The sequence below is a fragment of the Streptomyces alboflavus genome (assembly GCF_000716675.1).
In the GTDB taxonomy this organism is placed as follows: domain Bacteria; phylum Actinomycetota; class Actinomycetes; order Streptomycetales; family Streptomycetaceae; genus Streptomyces; species Streptomyces alboflavus.
In genome coordinates this window covers 1-21510 of sequence record NZ_JNXT01000010.1, presented here as the reverse complement: position 1 = coordinate 21510, position 21510 = coordinate 1, and the positions used below count along the sequence as shown (strand labels likewise).

Below are 21510 nucleotides of genomic sequence, written 5' to 3'. Positions count from 1 at the left end.
GTAAGGCGTACAGAACCACTCCACAGGAGGACCCCAGTGGCGAAGGCGAAGTTCGAGCGGACTAAGCCGCACGTCAACATCGGCACCATCGGTCACATCGACCACGGTAAGACGACCCTCACGGCCGCCATTACCAAGGTGCTGCACGACGCGTACCCCGACCTGAACGAGGCCTCGGCCTTCGACCAGATCGACAAGGCTCCCGAGGAGCGCCAGCGCGGTATCACGATCTCCATCGCGCACGTCGAGTACCAGACCGAGGCGCGTCACTACGCTCACGTCGACTGCCCCGGTCACGCCGACTACATCAAGAACATGATCACGGGTGCGGCGCAGATGGACGGCGCCATCCTCGTGGTCGCGGCCACCGACGGCCCGATGCCGCAGACCAAGGAGCACGTGCTCCTGGCCCGCCAGGTCGGCGTTCCGTACATCGTCGTCGCCCTGAACAAGGCCGACATGGTGGACGACGAGGAGATCCTGGAGCTCGTCGAGCTCGAGGTCCGTGAGCTGCTCTCCGAGTACGAGTTCCCGGGCGACGACGTCCCGGTCGTCAAGGTCTCGGCGCTCAAGGCGCTCGAGGGCGACGCCGAGTGGGGCAAGTCCGTCCTCGACCTGATGAAGGCCGTCGACGAGTCCATCCCGCAGCCCGAGCGTGACGTCGACAAGCCGTTCCTGATGCCGATCGAGGACGTCTTCACGATCACCGGTCGTGGCACCGTCGTCACCGGTCGTATCGAGCGTGGTGTCCTGAAGGTCAACGAGACCGTCGACATCATCGGCATCAAGACCGAGAAGACCACCACCACGGTCACCGGCATCGAGATGTTCCGCAAGCTGCTCGACGAGGGCCAGGCCGGTGAGAACGTCGGTCTGCTCCTCCGTGGCATCAAGCGCGAGGACGTCGAGCGCGGCCAGGTCATCATCAAGCCCGGTTCGGTCACGCCGCACACCGAGTTCGAGGCCCAGGCCTACATCCTGTCGAAGGACGAGGGTGGCCGCCACACCCCGTTCTTCAACAACTACCGCCCGCAGTTCTACTTCCGTACGACGGACGTGACCGGCGTCGTGACCCTCCCCGAGGGCACCGAGATGGTCATGCCGGGTGACAACACCGAGATGAAGGTGGAGCTCATCCAGCCCGTCGCCATGGAGGAGGGCCTGAAGTTCGCCATCCGTGAGGGTGGCCGGACCGTCGGCGCCGGCCAGGTCACCAAGATCACTAAGTAAGTACTCCTTGCTTGTTGGTCGGGGCGACCCGGCTGCTCTGAACTGAGCGCAGCAAGAGGCCCCACTCGCCATTACGGCGGGTGGGGCCTCTTGTCGTGTCCGGGGGAGTGCGGGGCGGGCGCGCCGCTTGACAAGCGGCTCGATTGGCCTTCGTCGTCCCACGTATGGCACACTGTTCAGGTTGCTCGGTTGAGTGCCGATGCTGCGCGCCTCCCGCCGGGAGGACTGGAAGCGAGTCCCACGGTACTCGTCGCCATATCTGTCGTCAGGCAGCACTGTGGCGGACGTACGGGAATCTTCCGGGAAGTGCGGCAAGGTGGCTCGGCCAGGCGCCCGGTGGGTTTCTTCCCCCGGACCCGCGGTCAGCTGGGCCGCAGCCCCTAGCAGGGAAATCCTTCGGGAGATCTGTGTGAGCGGGACTGCGACACGCCCGACCGCGTGGGTCGGATGGAAGTAGAAAACAGGGCCTTCCGGGGGCCAGAGCGTTCGAGACAAAGGACTACTAAGTAGCCATGGCGGGACAGAAGATCCGCATCCGGCTCAAGGCCTACGACCACGAGGTCATCGACTCCTCGGCGAAGAAGATCGTCGAGACGGTGACCCGCACTGGTGCGTCGGTCGCGGGCCCGGTGCCGCTGCCCACTGAGAAGAACGTGTACTGCGTCATCAAGTCGCCGCACAAGTACAAGGACTCTCGCGAGCACTTCGAGATGCGCACGCACAAGCGCCTGATCGACATCCTCGACCCGACGCCCAAGACCGTTGACTCGCTGATGCGCCTGGACCTTCCGGCCGGCGTCGACATCGAGATCAAGCTCTGAAGGGCGCTGGAGAGATGACCAAGCAGATCAAGGGCATCCTGGGCGAGAAGCTCGGCATGACCCAGGTCTGGGACGAGAACAACCGTGTCGTCCCGGTGACCGTGGTCAAGGCCGGGCCCTGCGTCGTTACCCAGGTCCGTACGAATGACTCCGACGGCTACGAGTCGGTCCAGATCGCCTTCGGCGAGATCGACCCGCGCAAGGTGAACAAGCCCCTCAAGGGCCACTTCGCCAAGGCCGACGTGACCCCCCGTCGTCACCTCGTCGAGATCCGTACCGCTGACGCCAGCGAGTACACCCTCGGCCAGGAGCTGACCGCTGAGACCTTCGAGTCCGGCGTCAAGGTCGACGTGACCGGCAAGAGCAAGGGCAAGGGCTTCGCCGGTGTCATGAAGCGCCACAACTTCGGTGGCCTCGGCTCCAGCCACGGCACCCAGCGCAAGCACCGCTCGCCCGGTTCCATCGGTGGCTGCGCCACCCCGGGCCGTGTGTTCAAGGGCCTCCGCATGGCGGGCCGCATGGGCAACGAGCGGGTCACCACCCAGAACCTGACCGTTCACGCCGTTGACGCGGAGAAGGGCCTGCTCCTCATCAAGGGAGCGGTTCCCGGTCCGAACGGCGGCCTCGTCCTGGTCCGTACCGCGGCCAAGGGGGCTTGAGGAACCGATGAGCACCATTGACATCCTTTCGCCGGCAGGCGACAAGGCCGGGACCGTCGAGCTCCCCGCGGAGATCTTCGACGTCGAGAAGGTCAGCATCCCGCTGATCCACCAGGTCGTTGTCGCCCAGCTGGCCGCTGCCCGTCAGGGCACGCACAAGACCAAGACCCGTGGCGAAGTCCGCGGTGGTGGCAAGAAGCCGTACCGCCAGAAGGGCACCGGCCGCGCCCGTCAGGGCTCGACCCGCGCTCCGCAGTTCGCCGGCGGTGGCGTCGTCCACGGCCCCGTGCCGCGTGACTACTCGCAGCGGACCCCGAAGAAGATGAAGGCCGCGGCCCTGCGCCACGCCCTCACCGACCGGGCCCGCAACGCTCGCATCCACGTCGTCTCCGGCGTGATCGAGGGCGAGACGCCTTCCACCAAGGCCGCGAAGAGCCTGCTCGGCAAGATCAGCGAGCGCAAGAACGTGCTCCTGGTCATCGAGCGCTCGGACGAGGCAGCGCTGCTGTCCGCCCGCAACCTGCCCCAGGTCCACATCCTGGAGCCGGGCCAGCTCAACACGTACGACGTTCTCGTCTCGGACGACGTGGTCTTCACCCAGGCCGCGCTGGAGTCCTTCGTGTCTGGCCCCAAGGCCGCTGACACCGAAGGGAGCGAGGCCTGATGGCTATCCGTCACCCCGCTATCGCCTCGAAGGCGGCCAAGGCCGCCAAGGCCGCGCGCGTCGCCAAGGCGCGTCGCCACGCCGCCGAGGGCAAGAACACCGTTGAGACGCCGCTGAGCAAGAGCTTCACGGACCCCCGTGACGTCCTCATCAAGCCGGTCGTCTCGGAGAAGAGCTACGCGCTGCTCGACGAGGGCAAGTACACCTTCGTCGTCGCGCCGGGCGCCAACAAGACCCAGATCAAGCAGGCCGTCGAGGCGGTCTTCTCGGTCAAGGTCACCGGCGTCAACACGCTCAACCGCCAGGGCAAGCGCAAGCGCACCCGCACCGGTTTCGGCAAGCGTGCCGACTCCAAGCGCGCGATCGTGACCCTCGCTGAGGGCGACCGTATCGACATCTTCGGCCAGGCCTCCTAACGGAGCGCCCTGGTCCGAATATCGGACGAGGACTGAGAAATGGGAATCCGCAAGTACAAGCCGACGACGCCGGGCCGCCGTGGCTCCTCCGTCGCCGACTTCGTCGAGGTCACGCGGTCCACGCCGGAGAAGTCGCTGGTCCGCCCGCTGCACAGCAAGGGCGGCCGTAACAACGCCGGTCGTGTGACCGTTCGCCACCAGGGTGGCGGACACAAGCGCGCCTACCGCGTGATCGACTTCCGTCGTCACGACAAGGACGGCGTGCCGGCGAAGGTCGCGCACATCGAGTACGACCCGAACCGCACCGCGCGCATCGCGCTGCTGCACTACGCAGACGGCGAGAAGCGCTACATCATCGCTCCGCGCGGCCTGTCGCAGGGTGACCGGATTGAGAACGGCCCTGGCGCCGACATCAAGCCCGGCAACAACCTCGCGCTCCGCAACATCCCGGTCGGTACCACGATCCACGCGATCGAGCTCCGTCCGGGCGGCGGCGCCAAGTTCGCCCGCTCCGCGGGTGCCTCCGTGCAGCTGCTGGCGAAGGAGGGCTCGATGGCCCACCTTCGTATGCCGTCCGGTGAGATCCGCCTGGTCGACGTGCGCTGCCGCGCCACGGTCGGCGAGGTCGGCAACGCCGAGCAGTCGAACATCAACTGGGGCAAGGCCGGCCGCATGCGCTGGAAGGGCGTCCGCCCGACCGTGCGTGGTGTCGTCATGAACCCGGTTGACCACCCCCACGGTGGTGGCGAGGGCAAGACCTCGGGTGGTCGTCACCCGGTGTCGCCCTGGGGCAAGAAGGAAATGCGTACTCGTGATCGCAACAAGGCGAGCAACAAGTACATCGTCCGCCGCCGCAAGACGAACAAGAAGCGCTAAGGACGGGTTGAGATGCCTCGTAGTCTGAAGAAGGGGCCCTTCGTCGACGACCACCTGATCAAGAAGGTGGACGCCCAGAACGAAGCAGGCACCAAAAACGTCATCAAGACCTGGTCCCGACGCTCGATGATCGTGCCGGCCATGCTTGGCCACACGCTCGCGGTGCACAACGGCAAGACCCACATCCCGGTGTTCGTCACCGAGTCGATGGTCGGCCACAAGCTCGGCGAGTTCTCGCCGACCCGCACCTTCCGCGGCCACGTCAAGGACGACCGCAAGTCGAAGCGCCGCTAAGCGGGGTGTGAACGACTGTGACTAACACCGAAGGGACAACCATGGAAGCCAGGGCCCAGGCGCGGTACATCCGCGTCACGCCCATGAAGGCCCGCCGCGTGGTGGACCTCATCCGTGGCATGGACGCCACGGAGGCTCAGGCGGTCCTGCGTTTCGCCCCGCAGGCCGCGAGCGTGCCGGTTGGCAAGGTGCTGGACAGCGCCATCGCCAACGCTGCACACAACTACGACCACACGGACGCCTCGTCGCTGTTCATCAGCGAGGCGTTCGTCGATGAGGGCCCGACCCTGAAGCGGTTCCGTCCGCGCGCCCAGGGCCGTGCCTACCGGATCCGTAAGCGGACCAGCCACATCACCGTGGTCGTCAGCAGCAAGGAAGGAACCCGGTAATGGGCCAGAAGGTAAACCCGCACGGGTTCCGGCTCGGTGTCACGACCGACTTCAAGTCGCGTTGGTACGCCGACAAGCTGTACAAGGACTACGTCAAGGAAGACGTCGCCATCCGTCGGATGATGACGTCCGGCATGGAGCGCGCCGGCATCTCGAAGGTGGAGATCGAGCGCACCCGTGACCGCGTGCGTGTGGACATCCACACCGCCCGTCCCGGCATCGTCATCGGCCGCCGTGGCGCCGAGGCCGACCGCATCCGCGGTGACCTCGAGAAGCTCACGGGCAAGCAGGTCCAGCTGAACATCCTCGAGGTCAAGAACCCCGAGACGGACGCTCAGCTCGTGGCCCAGGCCGTCGCGGAGCAGCTGTCCTCCCGTGTCTCCTTCCGTCGTGCCATGCGCAAGAGCATGCAGTCGGCGATGAAGGCGGGCGCCAAGGGCATCAAGATCCAGTGCGGTGGCCGTCTCGGCGGCGCCGAGATGTCCCGCTCGGAGTTCTACCGCGAGGGCCGTGTGCCCCTGCACACGCTCCGCGCGAACGTGGACTACGGCTTCTTCGAGGCCAAGACGACCTTCGGCCGCATCGGCGTGAAGGTCTGGATCTACAAGGGCGACGTCAAGAACATCGCCGAGGTCCGCGCCGAGAACGCCGCTGCCCGCGCCGGCAACCGCCCGGCCCGTGGTGGCAACGACCGCCCGGCCCGTGGTGGCCGCGGTGGCGAGCGTGGCGGTCGCGGTCGCAAGCCGCAGCAGCAGTCCGCGCCGGCTGTCGAGGCCCCCAAGGCCGAGGCTCCCGCCGCCGCTGCCGCTCCGGCTGAGAGCACCGGAACGGAGGCCTGACCGAAATGCTGATCCCCCGTAGGGTCAAGCACCGCAAGCAGCACCACCCCAAGCGCCGCGGTATGGCCAAGGGTGGTACGACGGTTGCGTTCGGCGAGTACGGCATCCAGGCCATGACTCCGGCGTACGTGACCAACCGCCAGATCGAGGCGGCTCGTATCGCGATGACCCGCCACATCAAGCGTGGCGGCAAGGTCTGGATCAACATCTACCCGGACCGCCCGCTGACGAAGAAGCCCGCCGAGACCCGCATGGGTTCCGGTAAGGGTTCGCCCGAGTGGTGGGTCGCGAACGTGCACCCGGGTCGGGTCATGTTCGAGCTGTCCTACCCCAACGAGAAGATCGCCCGTGAGGCTCTGACTCGTGCGGCCCACAAGCTGCCGATGAAGTGCCGGATCGTCAAGCGCGAGGCAGGTGAAGCGTGATGTCGGCCGGTACCAAGGCGTCCGAGCTGCGCGAGCTGGGCAACGAGGAGCTCCTCAACAAGCTCCGCGAGGCCAAGGAAGAGCTGTTCAACCTCCGCTTCCAGGCGGCGACGGGTCAGCTCGAGAACCACGGTCGGCTGAAGGCCGTCCGTAAGGACATCGCGCGGATCTACACCCTGATGCGTGAGCGCGAGCTGGGCATCGAGACGGTGGAGAGCGCCTGATGAGCGAGAGCAACGTGACTGAAGAGACGAAGGCCGCGCGCGGCTTCCGCAAGACCCGTGAGGGTCTGGTCGTCAGCGACAAGATGGACAAGACCGTCGTCGTCGCCGTCGAGGACCGCGTCAAGCACGCGCTGTACGGCAAGGTCATCCGTCGTACGAACAAGCTCAAGGCGCACGACGAGCAGAACGCTGCCGGCGTCGGCGACCGCGTCCTCCTGATGGAGACGCGTCCGCTGTCGGCGACCAAGCGCTGGCGCGTCGTCGAGATCCTCGAGAAGGCCAAGTAGGTAATTCCCGCAAGGGAATTCCATAGTTCCGTCCGAGGGGGTTTCCCCTCGGATCAGTTCCGCCAGGCTCGGCAGGGGCCGACCTCGTAAGAGTGAAGCCCCTGCCGGGAACCGGCAGACAAACAGGAGATAGACGTGATCCAGCAGGAGTCGCGACTTCGCGTCGCCGACAACACGGGTGCGAAGGAAATCCTCACCATCCGTGTTCTCGGTGGCTCGGGTCGCCGCTACGCGGGCATCGGTGACGTCATCGTCGCCACCGTCAAGGACGCAATCCCCGGTGGCAACGTGAAGAAGGGTGACGTCGTCAAGGCGGTCATCGTTCGCACCGTCAAGGAGCGCCGCCGTCCGGACGGCTCGTACATCCGCTTCGACGAGAACGCCGCCGTCATTCTGAAGAACGACGGCGACCCTCGCGGCACCCGCATCTTCGGCCCGGTCGGCCGTGAGCTGCGCGAGAAGAAGTTCATGAAGATCATCTCGCTCGCGCCGGAGGTGCTGTAAGCATGAAGATCAAGAAGGGCGACCTGGTCCAGGTCATCACCGGTAAGGACAAGGGCAAGCAGGGCAAGGTCATTGCCGCTTACCCGCGCGACGAGCGCGTCCTGGTCGAGGGTGTCAACCGGGTCAAGAAGCACACGAAGGCCGGCCCGACCGCCAGCGGTTCGCAGGCCGGCGGCATCGTGACCACCGAGGCCCCCGTCCACGTCTCCAACGTCCAGCTGGTCGTGGAGAAGGACGGCAACAAGGTCGTCACGCGTGTCGGTTACCGCTTCGACGACGAGGGCAACAAGATCCGCGTTGCCAAGCGGACGGGTGAGGACATCTGATGGCTACCACCACGACTCCGCGTCTCAAGACGAAGTACCGCGAGGAGATCGCGGGCAAGCTGCGTGACGAGTTCAAGTACGAGAACGTCATGCAGGTTCCCGGCCTCGTCAAGATCGTGGTCAACATGGGTGTCGGCGACGCCGCCCGTGACTCCAAGCTCATGGACGGTGCCGTCCGTGACCTGACCACGATCACCGGTCAGAAGCCGGCCATCACCAAGGCCCGGAAGTCCATCGCGCAGTTCAAGCTGCGCGAGGGTCAGCCGATCGGTGCCCACGTCACGCTCCGTGGCGACCGCATGTGGGAGTTCCTGGACCGCACCCTGTCGCTCGCGCTGCCGCGCATCCGCGACTTCCGCGGCCTGTCCCCCAAGCAGTTCGACGGCCGTGGCAACTACACCTTCGGTCTCACGGAGCAGGTCATGTTCCACGAGATCGACCAGGACAAGATCGACCGCGTCCGGGGTATGGACATCACCGTGGTGACCACGGCGACCAACGACGCTGAGGGCCGTGCCCTTCTCCGTCACCTCGGCTTCCCGTTCAAGGAGGCGTAAGCGAGATGGCGAAGAAGGCTCTGATTGCCAAGGCTGCTCGTAAGCCCAAGTTCGGTGTGCGTGCGTACACCCGCTGCCAGCGCTGCGGCCGTCCGCACTCCGTGTACCGCAAGTTCGGCCTCTGCCGCGTGTGCCTTCGTGAGATGGCTCACCGTGGCGAGCTGCCGGGCGTGACCAAGAGCTCCTGGTAACTCCCCTCTGTCCTTGGGACATTAGGGATTACCAGAGGCTCTCGGTAAGCAATGAGGTTGGTGGGTGGCCCACCGCACATGCCTTAGGCTTGTGTGGTTGGGCGCCTGCCGCCCTCGTACGACTTACTACGCCGTAGGTCCCCGTGCCGCACCCGTCCCGCCACTGAGTGGGGAGAGGGATGGCGCATACAGGAAACCCCGGCGAGAGAGGCCGAAGGCCAATTCATGACCATGACTGATCCGATCGCAGACATGCTTACGCGTCTGCGGAACGCGAACTCGGCGTACCACGACTCCGTGGCGATGCCGCACAGCAAGATCAAGTCGCACATCGCGGAGATCCTCCAGCAGGAGGGCTTCATCACGGGCTGGAAGGTCGAGGACGCCGAGGTCGGCAAGAACCTCGTTCTCGAGCTCAAGTTCGGTCCGAACCGTGAGCGCTCCATCGCGGGCATCAAGCGGATCTCGAAGCCGGGTCTGCGCGTGTACGCGAAGTCCACCAACCTGCCGAAGGTGCTCGGCGGCCTGGGCGTGGCGATCATCTCCACGTCGCACGGTCTGCTCACCGGCCAGCAGGCGGGCAAGAAGGGCGTGGGTGGGGAAGTCCTCGCCTACGTCTGGTAGCGGAAGGGAACGGAGGAAACAGCTATGTCGCGTATTGGCAAGCTCCCCATCACGGTTCCCGCCGGCGTGGACGTCACCATCGACGGGCAGACGGTCTCGGTGAAGGGCCCCAAGGGCACCCTGAACCACACCGTTGTCGCGCCGATCGAGATCGCTAAGGGCGAGGACGGCGTTCTGAACGTCACCCGTCCCAACGACGAGCGTCAGAACAAGGCCCTGCACGGCCTGTCCCGCACGCTGGTGGCGAACATGATCACCGGTGTGACCCAGGGTTACGTGAAGAAGCTCGAGATCAGCGGTGTCGGTTACCGCGTCCTGGCGAAGGGCTCCAACCTGGAGTTCTCGCTCGGCTACAGCCACCCGATCCTGATCGAGGCGCCCGAGGGCATCTCGTTCAAGGTCGAGTCGCCGACCAAGTTCTCGGTCGAGGGCATCGACAAGCAGAAGGTCGGCGAGGTTGCGGCCAACATCCGCAAGCTGCGCAAGCCTGACCCGTACAAGGCCAAGGGCGTCAAGTACGAGGGCGAAGTCATCCGCCGCAAGGTCGGAAAGGCGGGTAAGTAAGCCATGGCATACGGTGTCAAGATTGCTAAGGGCGACGCTTACAAGCGTGCTGCCATCAAGCGCCGTCACATTCGTATCCGGAAGCACATCTCCGGTACGGCCGAGCGTCCGCGCCTGGTCGTGACGCGCTCCAACCGCAACATCGTCGCCCAGGTGATCGACGACGTGAAGGGTCACACCCTGGCGTCGGCGTCCACCCTGGACGCTTCGATCCGCGGTGGCGAGGGCGACAAGTCCGCGCAGGCCAAGCAGGTCGGCGCCCTGGTCGCCGAGCGCGCCAAGGCCGCCGGCGTCGAGACTGTCGTGTTCGACCGTGGTGGTAACCAGTACGCCGGGCGCATCGCCGCCCTGGCGGACGCCGCCCGCGAAGCCGGGCTCAAGTTCTGAGCCGCTTCCGTAGCTAGCGGAAAGAGAGAGGTAATCCAATGGCTGGACCCCAGCGCCGTGGAAGCGGTGCCGGTGGCGGCGAGCGGCGGGACCGGAAGGGCCGTGACGGTGGCGCTGCCGCCGCCGAGAAGACCGCATACGTTGAGCGCGTTGTCGCGATCAACCGCGTCGCCAAGGTTGTGAAGGGTGGTCGTCGCTTCAGCTTCACCGCGCTCGTCGTGGTGGGTGACGGTGACGGCACCGTGGGTGTCGGTTACGGCAAGGCCAAGGAGGTGCCGGCCGCCATCGCCAAGGGTGTTGAGGAGGCCAAGAAGCACTTCTTCAAGGTCCCCCGTATCCAGGGCACCATCCCGCACCCCATCCAGGGTGAGAAGGCCGCGGGCGTCGTCCTGCTGAAGCCTGCTTCCCCCGGTACCGGTGTTATCGCCGGTGGCCCGGTGCGTGCCGTGCTCGAGTGCGCCGGCGTTCACGACATCCTGTCGAAGTCCCTGGGCTCCGACAACGCGATCAACATCGTGCACGCGACCGTGGCGGCCCTCAAGGGCCTGCAGCGTCCCGAGGAGATCGCGGCTCGCCGTGGTCTGCCGCTCGAGGACGTCGCCCCCGCGGCTCTCCTGCGTGCGCGTGCGGGAGCGGGTGCGTAATCATGGCTCAGCTCAAGATCACGCAGACGAAGTCGTACATCGGTAGCAAGCAGAACCACCGCGACACCCTGCGCTCCCTTGGTCTCAAGGGCATCAACACGCAGGTCGTCAAGGAGGATCGTCCCGAGTTCCGCGGCATGGTGCACACCGTCCGCCACCTCGTGACGGTCGAGGAGGTCGACTGATCATGGCGGAGAACAACCCGCTCAAGATCCACAACCTCCGTCCCGCCCCCGGTGCCAAGACCGCGAAGACCCGTGTCGGTCGTGGTGAGGCGTCGAAGGGTAAGACGGCCGGTCGTGGTACCAAGGGCACCAAGGCCCGTTACCAGGTTCCGGAGCGCTTCGAGGGTGGGCAGATGCCCCTCCACATGCGTCTCCCGAAGCTCAAGGGCTTCAAGAACCCGTTCAAGACCGAGTTCCAGGTCGTCAACCTGGACAAGCTCGCCTCCCTCTACCCCGAGGGTGGCGAGGTCACGGTGGCCGACCTGGTCGCCAAGGGCGCCGTTCGCAAGAACAGCCTTGTCAAGGTCCTCGGCCAGGGCGAGATCTCCGTGGCGCTGCAGGTGACGGTTGACGCCGTCTCCGGCTCCGCCAAGGAGAAGATCACCGCCGCCGGCGGTACCGTCACCGAGCTCGTCTGAATTTCCCAGGCGTCTCGATGACTTGAGCGATCCCGACCGGGGATGCCCCACAAAAGGGGCATCCCCGGTTGGTCGTTCCAAGGGGGGCACGGTCGCCGGTAAGGTGGCGTGCACTGTTACTTTCCGCGCGGTCTGTCCTCGCGACAGGGCGTGCGGTTCTTGCCTGTTTGACTCGTTGCAAGTTACGTACTTATCCGTCGGACTCACCACCGTCACCTCTGACGCAGTAGCGCGGGGGTCGCAGGAGGCACCGTGCTCACCGCGTTCGCCCGGGCGTTCAAGACGCCCGACCTGCGCAAGAAGCTGCTCTTTACGCTCGGCATCATCGTGATCTACCGGCTCGGTACGCACGTACCGATTCCGGGCATCAACTACAAGAACGTCCAGACCTGTATCGATGCGGCCAATGCCAACCAGGGCCTGTTCGGTCTGGTCAATATGTTCAGCGGTGGCGCGCTTCTTCAGATCACGATCTTCGCGCTCGGCATCATGCCGTACATCACGGCGAGCATCATTCTGCAGCTGTTGACCGTGGTGATCCCGCGTCTGGAAGCCCTCAAGAAGGAGGGCCAGGCCGGTACGGCCAAGATCACGCAGTACACGCGGTACCTGACCATCGCGCTCGCCGTCCTGCAGGGCACCGGCCTCGTCGCCACCGCCCGCACCGGCACGCTGTTCAGCGGCTGCCCGGTCGCCAGCGAGATCGTCCCCGACCAGTCGATCTTCGTGACCATCACGATGGTGCTCACCATGACCGCGGGCACCGCCTGTGTGATGTGGCTCGGTGAGCTCATCACCGACCGCGGCATCGGCAACGGCATGTCGATCCTGATGTTCATCTCGATCGCCGCGACCTTCCCCGCCGCCCTGTGGGGCATCAAGAAGTCGGGCGACCTGGCCGGTGGCTGGATCGAGTTCGGCACTGTGATCCTGGTCGGTCTGTTCATGGTCGGCCTGGTCGTCTTCGTCGAGCAGGCACAGCGGCGCATCCCGGTGCAGTACGCGAAGCGCATGATCGGCCGCCGGTCCTACGGGGGTACGTCGACGTACATCCCGCTGAAGGTCAACCAGGCGGGCATCATCCCTGTGATCTTCGCCTCGTCACTGCTCTACATCCCGGCCCTGGTCGCCCAGTTCGCGGGTGGTCAGTCGAGCTGGAAGACGTGGATCGAGCAGAACCTGACCAAGGGTGACCACCCGATTTACATCGTCACCTACTTCGTCCTGATCGTCTTCTTCGCCTTCTTCTACGTGGCGATCTCCTTCAACCCGGAGGAAGTCGCGGACAACATGAAGAAGTATGGTGGCTTCATCCCGGGCATCCGGGCTGGCCGACCGACCGCTGAGTACCTGAGTTACGTACTCAACCGGATCACATGGCCGGGCTCGCTGTATCTGGGTCTGATCGCTCTTGTGCCAACGATGGCGTTGGTGGGCTTCGGCGCGAACCAGAACTTCCCCTTCGGCGGGACAAGCATCCTCATCATCGTGGGTGTGGGTCTGGAGACCGTGAAGCAGATCGAGAGCCAGCTCCAGCAGCGCAACTACGAAGGGTTCCTCCGCTGATGCGTATCGTCCTAGTCGGGCCGCCCGGTGCCGGCAAGGGAACGCAGGCTGCGTTCCTTGCCAAGAACCTGTCGATCCCGCACATCTCCACGGGCGACCTCTTCAGGGCCAACATCAGTAAGCAGACCGAGCTCGGCAAGCTGGCCAAGTCCTACATGGACGCGGGCAACCTGGTCCCCGACGAGGTCACCATCGGGATGGCCAAGGACCGGATGGCGCAGCCCGACGCGGAGAACGGCTTCCTGCTCGACGGCTTCCCGCGGAACGTGTCGCAGGCCGAGGCGCTGGACGTGGCGCTCAAGGCCGACGACGTGAAGCTCGACGCCGTCCTGGACCTCGAGGTCCCCGAGGACGAGGTCGTCAAGCGGATCGCGGGCCGTCGGATCTGCCGCAAGGACTCCAGCCACGTCTTCCACGTGACGTACTCCCAGCCGAAGCAGGAAGGCGTCTGTGACGTCTGCGGCGGCCAGCTGTACCAGCGCGAGGACGACAGCGAGGACACCGTCCGCAAGCGCCTCGAGGTCTACCACACGCAGACCGAGCCGATCATCGACTACTACCGGACCCAGGGTCTGGTCGTCACGATCTCCGCGCTCGGCAAGGTGGACGAGGTCACGAAGCGCGCGATGGACGCCCTCAAGGGCGACAAGTAGTCATCAGTACGTCGCTTCGGCCGCGGTGCCCGTCCCGGGCGCCGCGGCCGTAGTGTTGTTGTATCCAACGGTTGCAGGAAGACGGAGAGCGGAAGCGCGATGGTGCAGATCAAGACTCCCGAGCAGATCGCGAAGATGCGGGCGGCGGGGCTTGTCGTCGCCGCCATCCACCAGGCGACGCGTGCCGCCGCGGTCCCGGGTGCGACCACCAAGGACCTGGACGACGTGGCCCGCAAGGTCCTCGCCGAGCACGGCGCCAAGTCGAACTTCCTCGGGTACGGCGGCTTCCCCGCGACCATCTGCACCTCGAAGAACGAGGTCGTCGTCCACGGCATCCCGAGTGAGGACGTGGTCCTCAAGGACGGCGACATCATCTCGATCGACGCCGGCGCGATCATCGACGGCTGGCACGGCGACGCGGCCTTCACCGCCTTCGTGGGCAGTGGGCACGCGCCCGAGCTCGTCGAGCTCTCCCGGGTGACCGAGGAGTCGATGTGGGCCGGGATCGCGGCCATGAAGCAGGGCAACCGGCTCGTCGACATCTCCCGCGCCATCGAGACCTACATCCGCCGCCAGCCCCGCCCGGCCCGCGGCAAGTACGGCATCGTCGAGGACTACGGCGGCCACGGCATCGGCACCGAGATGCACATGGACCCGCACCTCCTGAACTACGTCGAGCGCCGCCGCGGCCGCGGCCCCAAGCTGGTCCCCGGCCTGTGCCTGGCCATCGAGCCGATGGTCTCCCTCGGCACCGCCAAGACCGAGGTCCTCGAGGACGACTGGACGGTCATCACGACGGACGGCACCTGGTCCTCGCACTGGGAGCACTCCGTCGCGCTGACCGAGCAGGGCCCGCTGGTGCTGACGGCCCCCGACGGCGGCAAGGCGAAGCTGGCGGAGTACGGGATCACGGCGGCGCCGGACCCGCTGGCCTGAGCTCGCCGGTCGCGTCGGCCCCCTGACCGTGCCCTTGCTTAAGGATCTTCGTTGGCGGGCAGTCATACCCGATTCGTCTTTCCGAGTGCACTGACGTAGACTGACGCGTCGGCTCTCGTGCATTCGCATGTCTGCGTAACGCTCACAGAGTCGATCAAGGTAGTCGATTCGAAGGGCGAAGCGTGGCCAAGAAGCAAGGTGCCATCGAGATCGAAGGCACTGTCGTCGAGTCTCTTCCGAACGCCATGTTCAAGGTGGAGCTCCAGAACGGCCACCAGGTCCTGGCACACATCAGCGGCAAGATGCGCATGCACTACATCCGCATCCTCCCTGACGACCGGGTCGTGGTGGAGCTGTCTCCGTACGACCTGACGCGTGGCCGGATCGTCTACCGGTACAAGTAGATCTTGCCCGCACTCCGCTCCGGCGGGGTGGTGGCACTGACCCGGAGAACCTCACACCCATGAAGGTCAAGCCGAGCGTCAAGAAGATCTGCGACAAGTGCAGGGTGATCCGCCGTCACGGCCGGGTCATGATCATTTGCGACAACCCGCGCCACAAGCAGCGCCAGGGCTGACGCACGTACTGCACTCGCAGATTTTCGCGCGACGCACGTAACAGCACATGTGCAGGACCCGTCCCTCTTCAGGTCCACAGCGGTAATGGAGGGCGACACCCCCGGTCGGAGGCCGGGGACCCAGTTCGTACCGACTCTTCCCGGTGAATTTCCACCCGGAGGGGAACGGCGGTTGGGAGCGGTTCTGCTGAAGACCTCCGAGTATTAACAGGAGCCATGAATGGCACGCGTTGAAGGCGTTGACCTCCCGCGCGACAAGCGCATCGAGGTCGCGCTCACCTACGTGTTCGGCATCGGCCGGACGCTGTCCCAGCAGACGCTGGACGCCACTGGTATCGACCGCAACACCCGCGTTCGCGACCTGTCCGAAGAGGACCTGGTCAAGATCCGCGAGTACGTGGACCAGAACATCAAGACCGAGGGTGACCTCCGTCGCGAGATTCAGGCCGACATCCGCCGCAAGGTCGAGATCGGCTGCTACCAGGGTCTGCGTCACCGCCGTGGCCTGCCCGTCCGCGGTCAGCGCACCAGCACCAACGCTCGCACCCGCAAGGGCCCGCGTCGCGCCATCGCCGGCAAGAAGAAGCCGGGCAAGAAGTAGTCCTCGCTCAGCGGTCTATCGACAGCTGACGCTGCAGGACCGACCACCTCCCGTAGGAGTAATAGATGCCCCCCAAGGGTCGTCAGGGCGCTGCCAAGAAGGTGCGCCGCAAGGAAAAGAAGAACGTCGCTCACGGGCACGCCCACATCAAGAGCACGTTCAACAACACGATCGTGTCCATCACGGACCCGACCGGCAACGTGATCTCCTGGGCCTCCGCCGGCCACGTCGGCTTCAAGGGCTCGCGCAAGTCCACGCCGTTCGCCGCGCAGATGGCCGCCGAGTCGGCTGCCCGTCGCGCGCAGGAGCACGGCATGCGCAAGGTCGACGTCTTCGTCAAGGGTCCCGGCTCCGGCCGTGAGACCGCGATCCGCTCCCTCCAGGCCACGGGCCTCGAGGTCGGCTCGATCCAGGACGTCACCCCCACGCCGCACAACGGCTGCCGTCCGCCCAAGCGCCGCCGCGTCTGACGCACGGTTGTCTTAGGTTTTCGGGCGGTACGGCTCTCCGGAGCCGTGCCGCCCGTACCCTTGTACTACTCAGGGCATCAAATAGTGGGTGCCCCTGACTGAAGGAATCACTTCATGCTGATCGCTCAGCGTCCCTCGTTGACCGAAGAGGTCGTCGACGAGTTCCGCTCCCGGTTCGTCATCGAGCCGCTGGAGCCGGGCTTCGGCTACACCCTCGGCAACTCCCTGCGCCGGACCCTGCTCTCCTCGATCCCGGGTGCGGCGGTCACGTCCATCCGCATCGACGGTGTCCTGCACGAGTTCACCACCGTGCCGGGCGTCAAGGAAGACGTCACCGACCTCATCCTGAACATCAAGCAGCTGGTCGTCTCCTCGGAGCACGACGAGCCGGTCGTGATGTACCTGCGCAAGCAGGGCCCGGGTCTGGTCACCGCCGCCGACATCGCGCCCCCGGCCGGTGTCGAGGTGCACAACCCCGACCTCGTCCTCGCCACGCTGAACGGCAAGGGCAAGCTGGAGATGGAGCTGACCGTCGAGCGCGGTCGCGGCTACGTCTCCGCCGTGCAGAACAAGCAGGTCGGCCAGGAGATCGGCCGGATCCCGGTCGACTCGATCTACTCGCCCGTCCTCAAGGTGACCTACAAGGTCGAGGCCACCCGAGTCGAGCAGCGCACCGACTTCGACAAGCTGATCGTCGACGTCGAGACCAAGCAGGCCATGCGGCCGCGTGACGCCATGGCGTCCGCGGGCAAGACGCTGGTCGAGCTGTTCGGTCTGGCCCGCGAGCTCAACATCGACGCCGAGGGCATCGACATGGGTCCGTCCCCGACGGACGCCGCGCTCGCCGCTGATCTGGCGCTGCCGATCGAGGAGCTCGAGCTCACCGTTCGGTCGTACAACTGCCTCAAGCGCGAGGGCATCCACTCCGTGGGTGAGCTCGTCGCCCGCTCCGAGGCGGACCTGCTCGACATTCGCAACTTCGGTGCGAAGTCGATCGACGAGGTCAAGATGAAGCTCAACGGGATGGGTCTTGCGCTGAAGGACTCGCCTCCCGGCTTCGACCCGACCGCCGCCGCGGACGCCTTTGGCGCCGACGACGACGCGGACGCGGGCTTCGTCGAGACCGAGCAGTACTGAGAGCTCGGGACTGGCGGATTGATTTTGGCTGCGCGTGCGTCTTGATTGCGCGCGCAGTTCCCCGCGCCCCTTACGGGGCTCGGTCCACTGACCCCGGTACCTGATACGGCCGGGGCAGATCACAAGGAGAAACACCATGCCGAAGCCCGCCAAGGGTGCCCGTCTGGGCGGCAGCGCCGCGCACGAGAAGCTTCTGCTGGCGAACCTCGCCAAGCAGCTCTTCGAGCACGGCCGCATCACCACCACCGAGGCCAAGGCCCGTCGTCTGCGTCCCTACGCGGAGCGTCTGGTCACCAAGGCGAAGAAGGGCGACCTTCACAACCGCCGCCAGGTCCTCCAGGTCATCACCGACAAGAGCATCGTGCACACGCTCTTCACGGAGATCGGCCCGCGCTACGAGAACCGCCCGGGTGGCTACACCCGCATCACCAAGATCGGTAACCGCCGTGGCGACAACGCGCCCATGGCCGTCATCGAGCTGGTGGAGGCCCTGACCGTGCAGCAGAACGCTGTCGGTGAGGCCGAGGCGGCGACCAAGCGTGCCGTCAAGGAAGACGCCCTGAAGAAGGACGAGGCCGTCGAGGCCAAGTCCGACGAGGCTGTCGAGGCCCCGGCCGAGGAGTCGAAGGACGCCTGAGGCTGAGCCTTCGTGAAGCGGGTCCGCCCTTCGGGGCGGGCCCGCTTTCGCATGCCTGAGAGGATTGCGGTGTGAGTGACGAAGTGGAGCCCGGTTTCGTCCGGGTGCGGTTGGACCTGTCGTACGACGGCCGGGACTTCTCCGGGTGGGCCAAGCAGCGCGACGGGCAGCGGACGGTCCAGGGCGAGATCGAGGACGCCCTGCGTACGGTCACGCGGTCCAAGGAGACGTACGAGCTGACGGTGGCCGGGCGGACCGACAGCGGGGTGCACGCGCGCGGGCAGGTGGCGCACGTCGACCTGCCGGAGGGGCTGTGGGCCGAGCACCGGGAGAAGCTGCTGCGGCGGCTCGCCGGGCGGCTGCCGCACGACGTGCGGGTGTGGAAGGTCGAGGAGGCGCCGGCCGGGTTCAACGCGCGGTTCGCGGCGATCTGGCGGCGGTACGCGTACCGGGTGACCGATCACCCCGGGGGCGTCGACCCGCTGCTGCGCGGGCACGTGCTGTGGCACGACTGGACGCTCGACGTCGACGCCATGAACACGGCGGCACAGGCGCTGCTCGGGGAGCACGACTTCGCCGCGTACTGCAAGCGGCGCGAGGGGGCGACGACCATCCGTACGCTCCAGGAGCTGCGCTGGGAGCGGCGTCCGGACGGGATCATCGAGGCGACCGTGAAGGCCGACGCCTTCTGCCACAACATGGTGCGGTCGCTGGTCGGCGCGATGCTGTTCGTGGGGGACGGGCACCGGCCGACGGACTGGCCGGGCAAGGTGCTCGCCGCCGGGGTGCGGGACTCCGCCGTGCACGTGGTGCGGCCGCACGGGCTGACCCTCGAGGAGGTCGGCTATCCGGCCGACGAGCTGCTTGCGGAGCGGAGCGTCCAGGCGCGGAACAAGCGGACGCTGCCCGGGGCCGCGGGCTCGGCGGGGTGCTGCTGAGGGCCCGCGCGGCGGGCGGGGCTACTCCGGGTTGTTCGCCGCCGCCGAGGCCTGGGCCTCGCCGCGGCGGTTGATCTGGTGGAAGGTGAAGCGGGCGAGGTCGTCGCCGACCTCGTACGCCTTGCGGTCCTTCTCCGTGACGTCCTTGCCGTTCAGGAAGCCCGTCGTCGTGAAGTACGCGTAGCGGCCGTACGCGTTGTACGTGCCGCGGCAGACCGTCGTACGGCAGAAGCCGGACACGCCCTTGCCGGGCAGGGACGTGATCAGGCCCTTGTCGGCCTGCCGCTTGACCTTCTTGGCCTGTGCCTCGGTGTCGAAGACGGCGACGCCGACGGTGACCGCGATGCCCTTGCGGGCGTAGGTGGCGCGCAGCACCTCGGTGCACTTGTTCTTCGTCAGGACGTTGGCAAGGACCGGCTGGGCGACGGAGGCGCACTTCTTGGTGCTCGCCGTCGCGCCCTTCTTGTAGACGCGCTCGCCGGAGGTCAGCTTCGTGCCCGGGAAGAAGGACTCCGGGCTCAGCGGGGCCTTGTCCTTCTTCGCGCTGGAGATGTAGTCCTTCGGGTCCGGCGGGGGCGGGGGCGTGGTCGCCTCGAAGGACGGCTCGGGGGAGTCGCTGGCGCCGGGGATGTCCGCGCTGGTGGGCAGCTCGCTCGCGGGCTTGTTCGAGGCCGTGGCGTCGTCGCTGTTCGCGGAGACGACGGCGACGGCGACGGCCGCGGCGACGCCGATCGTGGCGAGCGCGCCGCCGCCGATCATCAGCCACTTGCGGCGGCGGGCACGTGCCTCGGACGCTTCGGCGAGCGCCGCCCAGTCGGGGGTCTGCGAGCCCCCCGGACCCCACTGGGGTCCCCCTTGCCCAAAGCTCATGGGCCGCATCTTAGACGGGGCGGTGGGGATGTTGAGCCGGGGCTGTGGGCCGATCTCGCCCTAGCCTGACCGGCATGGATTCGGGCAAATCGGATGGTGGCGGCTTTTCTGGTCCGGCCGGGTGGCTGGCCCGGCCCGCCGGGTGGTGGGCGTGGGCCGTGCTCGGGATCGTCCTCGGGGCGGCGGCGCTGCGGATCGTCTACCGGGTGCCGGACGGCGGCATGGACAACGCGATCGTCGTGCGGGCCGCGGAGGCCTGGCTGGACGGGCGCTCGCCGTACGCCGACCGGCACTTCCTCTATCTGCCGGGGGCCGTGCTCGCGGCGGTGCCGCAGGCGGTGTTCCCGGAGGTGGCGCGGGTGGTCGTGCCCGTGGGGGTGGTGGGGGCGCTGGCCTCCGGGTGGTTCTGTGCGCTGCGGATCCGTGGCGTGGCCCTGCGCAGCCGGTTCGCGGTGCTCGGGCTTCTCGGGCTCGTCCTGGGCTTCGCGCCCTTCGTGCACCTCGTGGAGCTGGGCAACTGGACGGTGGCGTCCGCGCTCGCGCTGCCGGTGGCGCTGCTGTGCGTCTGCCGGGGGCGGTGGGGGACGGCCGGGGCGGTGATCGGGGTGGCGGTCGCCGTGAAGCCGCTGCTCGTGCCGGTGCTGCTGCTCTTCGTCTTCGCGCGGAAGTGGCGGGCGCTGGGGGTGGCGGTGCTTGTGCCGGTGGTCGTGTCGGTGCTCGCCGCGCTCGTCCTGCCGGATCCGGGGGCGTTCTTCACCCGGACCCTGCCGTTCCTGCTGCGGGGCGAGGACCGGTTCGTGCGTCTCTACGAGGCGTCGCCCGCCGCTGTGCTGCCGCGGGTGGGGGTGCCCGCCGTGGTGGCCTCGGTGCTTGCGGGTGGGGGTGCGTGTGTGGGGGTGTGGTGTGCGTGGCGGCGGTGGCTGGCCCCTGGGCCTTGGGCGGGGGCTCGGGCGGGGGCTCGGTCGGGGGGTGGTGAGCCCGGGGCGGGGCGGGTCGTCGAGACCGCGGCCGCGTTGATGCTGGCCGCGTTTCTCGTGTCGCGGCCTTCGTACGACCACTATCTGCTGGTCGTGCTGCCGCTGCTGCTGGCCGGGGGGCTCGGGGCGGGGGCTTCCCTGGTGCGGGTGCCGTGGTTCTGGGTGGCGCTGGTGCCGCAGGTGCCGGGGTTCGTGTGGGTGGGGGTGGAGGCGTTGCCGCAGCGGGCCTTCAAGGACGCGTTCACGCTGTGTGTGCTGGCGGGGGTGGTGTTCTGGTGGTGTGCCGTCGCTGGGCGCCGCCGGGGTGCTGTGTTGCCGCCGTCCGTGCCGGGTCCTTCGGTCGGGGGTGCCGAATCCGTGGCGGGTGGGCGGGCCCTGCCGGGGGCTCCCCGATCCCGCCCCTTCCCGTAACCAGGGGGCTGCCGCCCCCTGGACCCCCGCTTTCGGCCTGAACGGCCTCGTCCTCAAGCGCCGGACGGGCTGGGAGGGGGTGGGGGAGGGGGGTGGTGGTTCCGGGTGGGTGGGACAGGTCGCCGCCGGTCGCTGCTCCGTGGTTCGTCGTCAAGGGTCGGACGGGCTGGATG

Annotated in this window: 34 protein-coding genes; 33 read left to right on the top strand and 1 reads right to left on the bottom strand. The window is 66.9% G+C overall.

Annotation, left to right across the window (positions count from 1 at the left end; all coding sequences use genetic code 11):
* The first annotated feature begins 36 nt into the window (after positions 1 to 36).
* The 32 genes from tuf to truA all read left to right on the top strand — a co-directional run bounded on the left by tuf (position 37) and on the right by truA (position 19079).
* On the top strand, positions 37 to 1230 hold the full coding sequence (gene tuf, locus OO63_RS10125; RefSeq protein ID WP_030359024.1) for an elongation factor Tu: 1194 nt from the start codon (positions 37 to 39) through the stop codon (positions 1228 to 1230).
* Between the two features lie 512 nt (positions 1231 to 1742).
* On the top strand, positions 1743 to 2051 hold the full coding sequence (rpsJ, locus tag OO63_RS10120; protein WP_003948644.1) for a 30S ribosomal protein S10: 309 nt from the start codon (positions 1743 to 1745) through the stop codon (positions 2049 to 2051).
* Between the two features lie 14 nt (positions 2052 to 2065).
* On the top strand, positions 2066 to 2710 hold the full coding sequence (gene rplC, locus OO63_RS10115) for a 50S ribosomal protein L3 (protein ID WP_030359023.1): 645 nt from the start codon (positions 2066 to 2068) through the stop codon (positions 2708 to 2710).
* 7 nt (positions 2711 to 2717) lie between these two features.
* Positions 2718 to 3374, top strand: coding sequence for a 50S ribosomal protein L4 (gene rplD / locus OO63_RS10110; RefSeq protein ID WP_030359022.1), 657 nt, complete (start codon positions 2718 to 2720; stop codon positions 3372 to 3374).
* Positions 3374 to 3790 carry a 50S ribosomal protein L23 gene (rplW, locus tag OO63_RS10105; protein WP_030359021.1) on the top strand — a complete coding sequence of 139 codons (417 nt, stop codon included), beginning with the start codon at positions 3374 to 3376 and terminating at the stop codon, positions 3788 to 3790. Before rplD ends, rplW begins: the two co-directional genes overlap by 1 nt.
* A 39-nt stretch (positions 3791 to 3829) precedes the next feature.
* Complete coding sequence (gene rplB, locus OO63_RS10100; RefSeq protein ID WP_016645178.1) at positions 3830 to 4666, top strand: 50S ribosomal protein L2; 837 nt, start codon at positions 3830 to 3832, stop codon at positions 4664 to 4666.
* A 12-nt stretch (positions 4667 to 4678) separates the two neighbouring features.
* Positions 4679 to 4960: a 30S ribosomal protein S19 gene (rpsS, locus tag OO63_RS10095; RefSeq protein ID WP_003992359.1), complete on the top strand. Its 282-nt coding sequence runs from the start codon at positions 4679 to 4681 to the stop codon at positions 4958 to 4960.
* A gap of 41 nt (positions 4961 to 5001) precedes the next feature.
* On the top strand, positions 5002 to 5349 hold the full coding sequence (rplV, locus tag OO63_RS10090) for a 50S ribosomal protein L22 (RefSeq protein ID WP_030359020.1): 348 nt from the start codon (positions 5002 to 5004) through the stop codon (positions 5347 to 5349).
* A complete protein-coding gene (gene rpsC, locus OO63_RS10085; RefSeq protein ID WP_030359019.1) occupies positions 5349 to 6188 on the top strand; it encodes a 30S ribosomal protein S3 in 840 nt (279 codons plus the stop codon). The genes rplV and rpsC overlap by 1 nt, the downstream gene beginning before the upstream one ends.
* Positions 6189 to 6193: 5 nt before the next feature.
* A complete protein-coding gene (rplP, locus tag OO63_RS10080; protein WP_005313579.1) occupies positions 6194 to 6613 on the top strand; it encodes a 50S ribosomal protein L16 in 420 nt (139 codons plus the stop codon).
* Positions 6613 to 6837 (top strand): 50S ribosomal protein L29, encoded by a 225-nt coding sequence (rpmC, locus tag OO63_RS10075; RefSeq protein ID WP_010036720.1) that lies wholly within the window; start codon positions 6613 to 6615, stop codon positions 6835 to 6837. Before rplP ends, rpmC begins: the two co-directional genes overlap by 1 nt.
* On the top strand, positions 6837 to 7124 hold the full coding sequence (rpsQ, locus tag OO63_RS10070; protein WP_030039759.1) for a 30S ribosomal protein S17: 288 nt from the start codon (positions 6837 to 6839) through the stop codon (positions 7122 to 7124). Before rpmC ends, rpsQ begins: the two co-directional genes overlap by 1 nt.
* Before the next feature lie 135 nt (positions 7125 to 7259).
* Positions 7260 to 7628, top strand: coding sequence for a 50S ribosomal protein L14 (rplN, locus tag OO63_RS10065; RefSeq protein WP_003974257.1), 369 nt, complete (start codon positions 7260 to 7262; stop codon positions 7626 to 7628).
* A 2-nt stretch (positions 7629 to 7630) separates the two neighbouring features.
* Positions 7631 to 7954 (top strand): 50S ribosomal protein L24, encoded by a 324-nt coding sequence (gene rplX, locus OO63_RS10060; RefSeq protein WP_016645174.1) that lies wholly within the window; start codon positions 7631 to 7633, stop codon positions 7952 to 7954.
* Positions 7954 to 8511, top strand: a complete 558-nt coding sequence (gene rplE, locus OO63_RS10055; protein WP_030359018.1) for a 50S ribosomal protein L5 — start codon at positions 7954 to 7956, stop codon at positions 8509 to 8511. The genes rplX and rplE overlap by 1 nt, the downstream gene beginning before the upstream one ends.
* Before the next feature lie 5 nt (positions 8512 to 8516).
* Positions 8517 to 8702: a type Z 30S ribosomal protein S14 gene (locus OO63_RS10050; protein ID WP_003956452.1), complete on the top strand. Its 186-nt coding sequence runs from the start codon at positions 8517 to 8519 to the stop codon at positions 8700 to 8702.
* A 225-nt stretch (positions 8703 to 8927) separates the two neighbouring features.
* On the top strand, positions 8928 to 9326 hold the full coding sequence (gene rpsH / locus OO63_RS10045; RefSeq protein WP_030359017.1) for a 30S ribosomal protein S8: 399 nt from the start codon (positions 8928 to 8930) through the stop codon (positions 9324 to 9326).
* Positions 9327 to 9350: 24 nt separating this feature from the next.
* Complete coding sequence (rplF, locus tag OO63_RS10040) at positions 9351 to 9890, top strand: 50S ribosomal protein L6 (RefSeq protein WP_030359016.1); 540 nt, start codon at positions 9351 to 9353, stop codon at positions 9888 to 9890.
* A gap of 3 nt (positions 9891 to 9893) precedes the next feature.
* Positions 9894 to 10277: a 50S ribosomal protein L18 gene (gene rplR, locus OO63_RS10035; protein WP_030359015.1), complete on the top strand. Its 384-nt coding sequence runs from the start codon at positions 9894 to 9896 to the stop codon at positions 10275 to 10277.
* 38 nt (positions 10278 to 10315) lie between these two features.
* Entirely contained in the window at positions 10316 to 10921 is a 606-nt protein-coding gene (rpsE, locus tag OO63_RS10030; RefSeq protein WP_005313527.1) for a 30S ribosomal protein S5, read from the top strand.
* A gap of 2 nt (positions 10922 to 10923) precedes the next feature.
* Complete coding sequence (gene rpmD / locus OO63_RS10025) at positions 10924 to 11106, top strand: 50S ribosomal protein L30 (protein ID WP_005481207.1); 183 nt, start codon at positions 10924 to 10926, stop codon at positions 11104 to 11106.
* 2 nt (positions 11107 to 11108) lie between these two features.
* Entirely contained in the window at positions 11109 to 11564 is a 456-nt protein-coding gene (gene rplO, locus OO63_RS10020) for a 50S ribosomal protein L15 (RefSeq protein ID WP_030359014.1), read from the top strand.
* Between the two features lie 252 nt (positions 11565 to 11816).
* Positions 11817 to 13130, top strand: a complete 1314-nt coding sequence (secY, locus tag OO63_RS10015; RefSeq protein ID WP_030359013.1) for a preprotein translocase subunit SecY — start codon at positions 11817 to 11819, stop codon at positions 13128 to 13130.
* The gene (locus OO63_RS10010) at positions 13130 to 13783 is read left to right on the top strand and encodes an adenylate kinase (RefSeq protein WP_030359012.1); all 654 of its coding nucleotides are present in this window, start codon (positions 13130 to 13132) and stop codon (positions 13781 to 13783) included. The genes secY and OO63_RS10010 overlap by 1 nt, the downstream gene beginning before the upstream one ends.
* 99 nt (positions 13784 to 13882) lie before the next feature.
* Complete coding sequence (gene map / locus OO63_RS10005; protein ID WP_030359011.1) at positions 13883 to 14719, top strand: type I methionyl aminopeptidase; 837 nt, start codon at positions 13883 to 13885, stop codon at positions 14717 to 14719.
* Between the two features lie 182 nt (positions 14720 to 14901).
* Complete coding sequence (gene infA, locus OO63_RS10000) at positions 14902 to 15123, top strand: translation initiation factor IF-1 (RefSeq protein ID WP_003948620.1); 222 nt, start codon at positions 14902 to 14904, stop codon at positions 15121 to 15123.
* Positions 15124 to 15182: 59 nt separating this feature from the next.
* Positions 15183 to 15296: a 50S ribosomal protein L36 gene (gene rpmJ, locus OO63_RS09995; protein WP_003948619.1), complete on the top strand. Its 114-nt coding sequence runs from the start codon at positions 15183 to 15185 to the stop codon at positions 15294 to 15296.
* Positions 15297 to 15516: 220 nt separating this feature from the next.
* Positions 15517 to 15897, top strand: a complete 381-nt coding sequence (gene rpsM / locus OO63_RS09990) for a 30S ribosomal protein S13 (protein ID WP_030359010.1) — start codon at positions 15517 to 15519, stop codon at positions 15895 to 15897.
* A 65-nt stretch (positions 15898 to 15962) separates the two neighbouring features.
* On the top strand, positions 15963 to 16367 hold the full coding sequence (gene rpsK, locus OO63_RS09985; RefSeq protein ID WP_003948617.1) for a 30S ribosomal protein S11: 405 nt from the start codon (positions 15963 to 15965) through the stop codon (positions 16365 to 16367).
* Positions 16368 to 16481: 114 nt separating this feature from the next.
* Complete coding sequence (locus tag OO63_RS09980) at positions 16482 to 17504, top strand: DNA-directed RNA polymerase subunit alpha (RefSeq protein ID WP_016645160.1); 1023 nt, start codon at positions 16482 to 16484, stop codon at positions 17502 to 17504.
* 136 nt (positions 17505 to 17640) lie between these two features.
* On the top strand, positions 17641 to 18141 hold the full coding sequence (rplQ, locus tag OO63_RS09975) for a 50S ribosomal protein L17 (protein ID WP_030359009.1): 501 nt from the start codon (positions 17641 to 17643) through the stop codon (positions 18139 to 18141).
* A gap of 71 nt (positions 18142 to 18212) precedes the next feature.
* On the top strand, positions 18213 to 19079 hold the full coding sequence (gene truA, locus OO63_RS09970; RefSeq protein ID WP_030359008.1) for a tRNA pseudouridine(38-40) synthase TruA: 867 nt from the start codon (positions 18213 to 18215) through the stop codon (positions 19077 to 19079).
* A gap of 21 nt (positions 19080 to 19100) precedes the next feature.
* On the opposite strand, the gene OO63_RS09965 is transcribed toward truA, so the two are convergent.
* On the bottom strand, positions 19101 to 19949 hold the full coding sequence (locus OO63_RS09965) for a hypothetical protein (protein WP_030359007.1): 849 nt from the start codon (positions 19947 to 19949) through the stop codon (positions 19101 to 19103).
* A 74-nt stretch (positions 19950 to 20023) separates the two neighbouring features.
* Between OO63_RS09965 and OO63_RS09960 the strand changes: the two genes are divergently transcribed.
* Complete coding sequence (locus OO63_RS09960; protein WP_051810720.1) at positions 20024 to 21337, top strand: glycosyltransferase 87 family protein; 1314 nt, start codon at positions 20024 to 20026, stop codon at positions 21335 to 21337.
* Positions 21338 to 21510: the final 173 nt, after the last annotated feature.

Excerpts from the sequence above, each read along its gene's own strand:
- rpsJ (WP_003948644.1), top strand. The coding sequence starts at position 1,743 with ATGGCGGGACAGAAGATCCGCATCCGGCTCAAGGCCTACGACCACGAG.
- rplC (WP_030359023.1), top strand. The coding sequence starts at position 2,066 with ATGACCAAGCAGATCAAGGGCATCCTGGGCGAGAAGCTCGGCATGACC.
- rplD (WP_030359022.1), top strand. The coding sequence starts at position 2,718 with ATGAGCACCATTGACATCCTTTCGCCGGCAGGCGACAAGGCCGGGACC.
- rplW (WP_030359021.1), top strand. The coding sequence starts at position 3,374 with ATGGCTATCCGTCACCCCGCTATCGCCTCGAAGGCGGCCAAGGCCGCC.
- rplB (WP_016645178.1), top strand. The coding sequence starts at position 3,830 with ATGGGAATCCGCAAGTACAAGCCGACGACGCCGGGCCGCCGTGGCTCC.
- rpsS (WP_003992359.1), top strand. The coding sequence starts at position 4,679 with ATGCCTCGTAGTCTGAAGAAGGGGCCCTTCGTCGACGACCACCTGATC.
- rplV (WP_030359020.1), top strand. The coding sequence starts at position 5,002 with ATGGAAGCCAGGGCCCAGGCGCGGTACATCCGCGTCACGCCCATGAAG.
- rpsC (WP_030359019.1), top strand. The coding sequence starts at position 5,349 with ATGGGCCAGAAGGTAAACCCGCACGGGTTCCGGCTCGGTGTCACGACC.
- rplP (WP_005313579.1), top strand. The coding sequence starts at position 6,194 with ATGCTGATCCCCCGTAGGGTCAAGCACCGCAAGCAGCACCACCCCAAG.
- rpmC (WP_010036720.1), top strand. The coding sequence starts at position 6,613 with ATGTCGGCCGGTACCAAGGCGTCCGAGCTGCGCGAGCTGGGCAACGAG.
- rpsQ (WP_030039759.1), top strand. The coding sequence starts at position 6,837 with ATGAGCGAGAGCAACGTGACTGAAGAGACGAAGGCCGCGCGCGGCTTC.
- rplX (WP_016645174.1), top strand. The coding sequence starts at position 7,631 with ATGAAGATCAAGAAGGGCGACCTGGTCCAGGTCATCACCGGTAAGGAC.
- rplE (WP_030359018.1), top strand. The coding sequence starts at position 7,954 with ATGGCTACCACCACGACTCCGCGTCTCAAGACGAAGTACCGCGAGGAG.
- OO63_RS10050 (WP_003956452.1), top strand. The coding sequence starts at position 8,517 with ATGGCGAAGAAGGCTCTGATTGCCAAGGCTGCTCGTAAGCCCAAGTTC.
- rpsH (WP_030359017.1), top strand. The coding sequence starts at position 8,928 with ATGACCATGACTGATCCGATCGCAGACATGCTTACGCGTCTGCGGAAC.
- rplF (WP_030359016.1), top strand. The coding sequence starts at position 9,351 with ATGTCGCGTATTGGCAAGCTCCCCATCACGGTTCCCGCCGGCGTGGAC.
- rplR (WP_030359015.1), top strand. The coding sequence starts at position 9,894 with ATGGCATACGGTGTCAAGATTGCTAAGGGCGACGCTTACAAGCGTGCT.
- rpsE (WP_005313527.1), top strand. The coding sequence starts at position 10,316 with ATGGCTGGACCCCAGCGCCGTGGAAGCGGTGCCGGTGGCGGCGAGCGG.
- rpmD (WP_005481207.1), top strand. The coding sequence starts at position 10,924 with ATGGCTCAGCTCAAGATCACGCAGACGAAGTCGTACATCGGTAGCAAG.
- rplO (WP_030359014.1), top strand. The coding sequence starts at position 11,109 with ATGGCGGAGAACAACCCGCTCAAGATCCACAACCTCCGTCCCGCCCCC.
- OO63_RS10010 (WP_030359012.1), top strand. The coding sequence starts at position 13,130 with ATGCGTATCGTCCTAGTCGGGCCGCCCGGTGCCGGCAAGGGAACGCAG.
- map (WP_030359011.1), top strand. The coding sequence starts at position 13,883 with ATGGTGCAGATCAAGACTCCCGAGCAGATCGCGAAGATGCGGGCGGCG.
- rpmJ (WP_003948619.1), top strand. The coding sequence starts at position 15,183 with ATGAAGGTCAAGCCGAGCGTCAAGAAGATCTGCGACAAGTGCAGGGTG.
- rpsM (WP_030359010.1), top strand. The coding sequence starts at position 15,517 with ATGGCACGCGTTGAAGGCGTTGACCTCCCGCGCGACAAGCGCATCGAG.
- rpsK (WP_003948617.1), top strand. The coding sequence starts at position 15,963 with ATGCCCCCCAAGGGTCGTCAGGGCGCTGCCAAGAAGGTGCGCCGCAAG.
- OO63_RS09980 (WP_016645160.1), top strand. The coding sequence starts at position 16,482 with ATGCTGATCGCTCAGCGTCCCTCGTTGACCGAAGAGGTCGTCGACGAG.
- rplQ (WP_030359009.1), top strand. The coding sequence starts at position 17,641 with ATGCCGAAGCCCGCCAAGGGTGCCCGTCTGGGCGGCAGCGCCGCGCAC.
- OO63_RS09965 (WP_030359007.1), bottom strand. The coding sequence starts at position 19,949 with ATGAGCTTTGGGCAAGGGGGACCCCAGTGGGGTCCGGGGGGCTCGCAG.
- OO63_RS09960 (WP_051810720.1), top strand. The coding sequence starts at position 20,024 with ATGGATTCGGGCAAATCGGATGGTGGCGGCTTTTCTGGTCCGGCCGGG.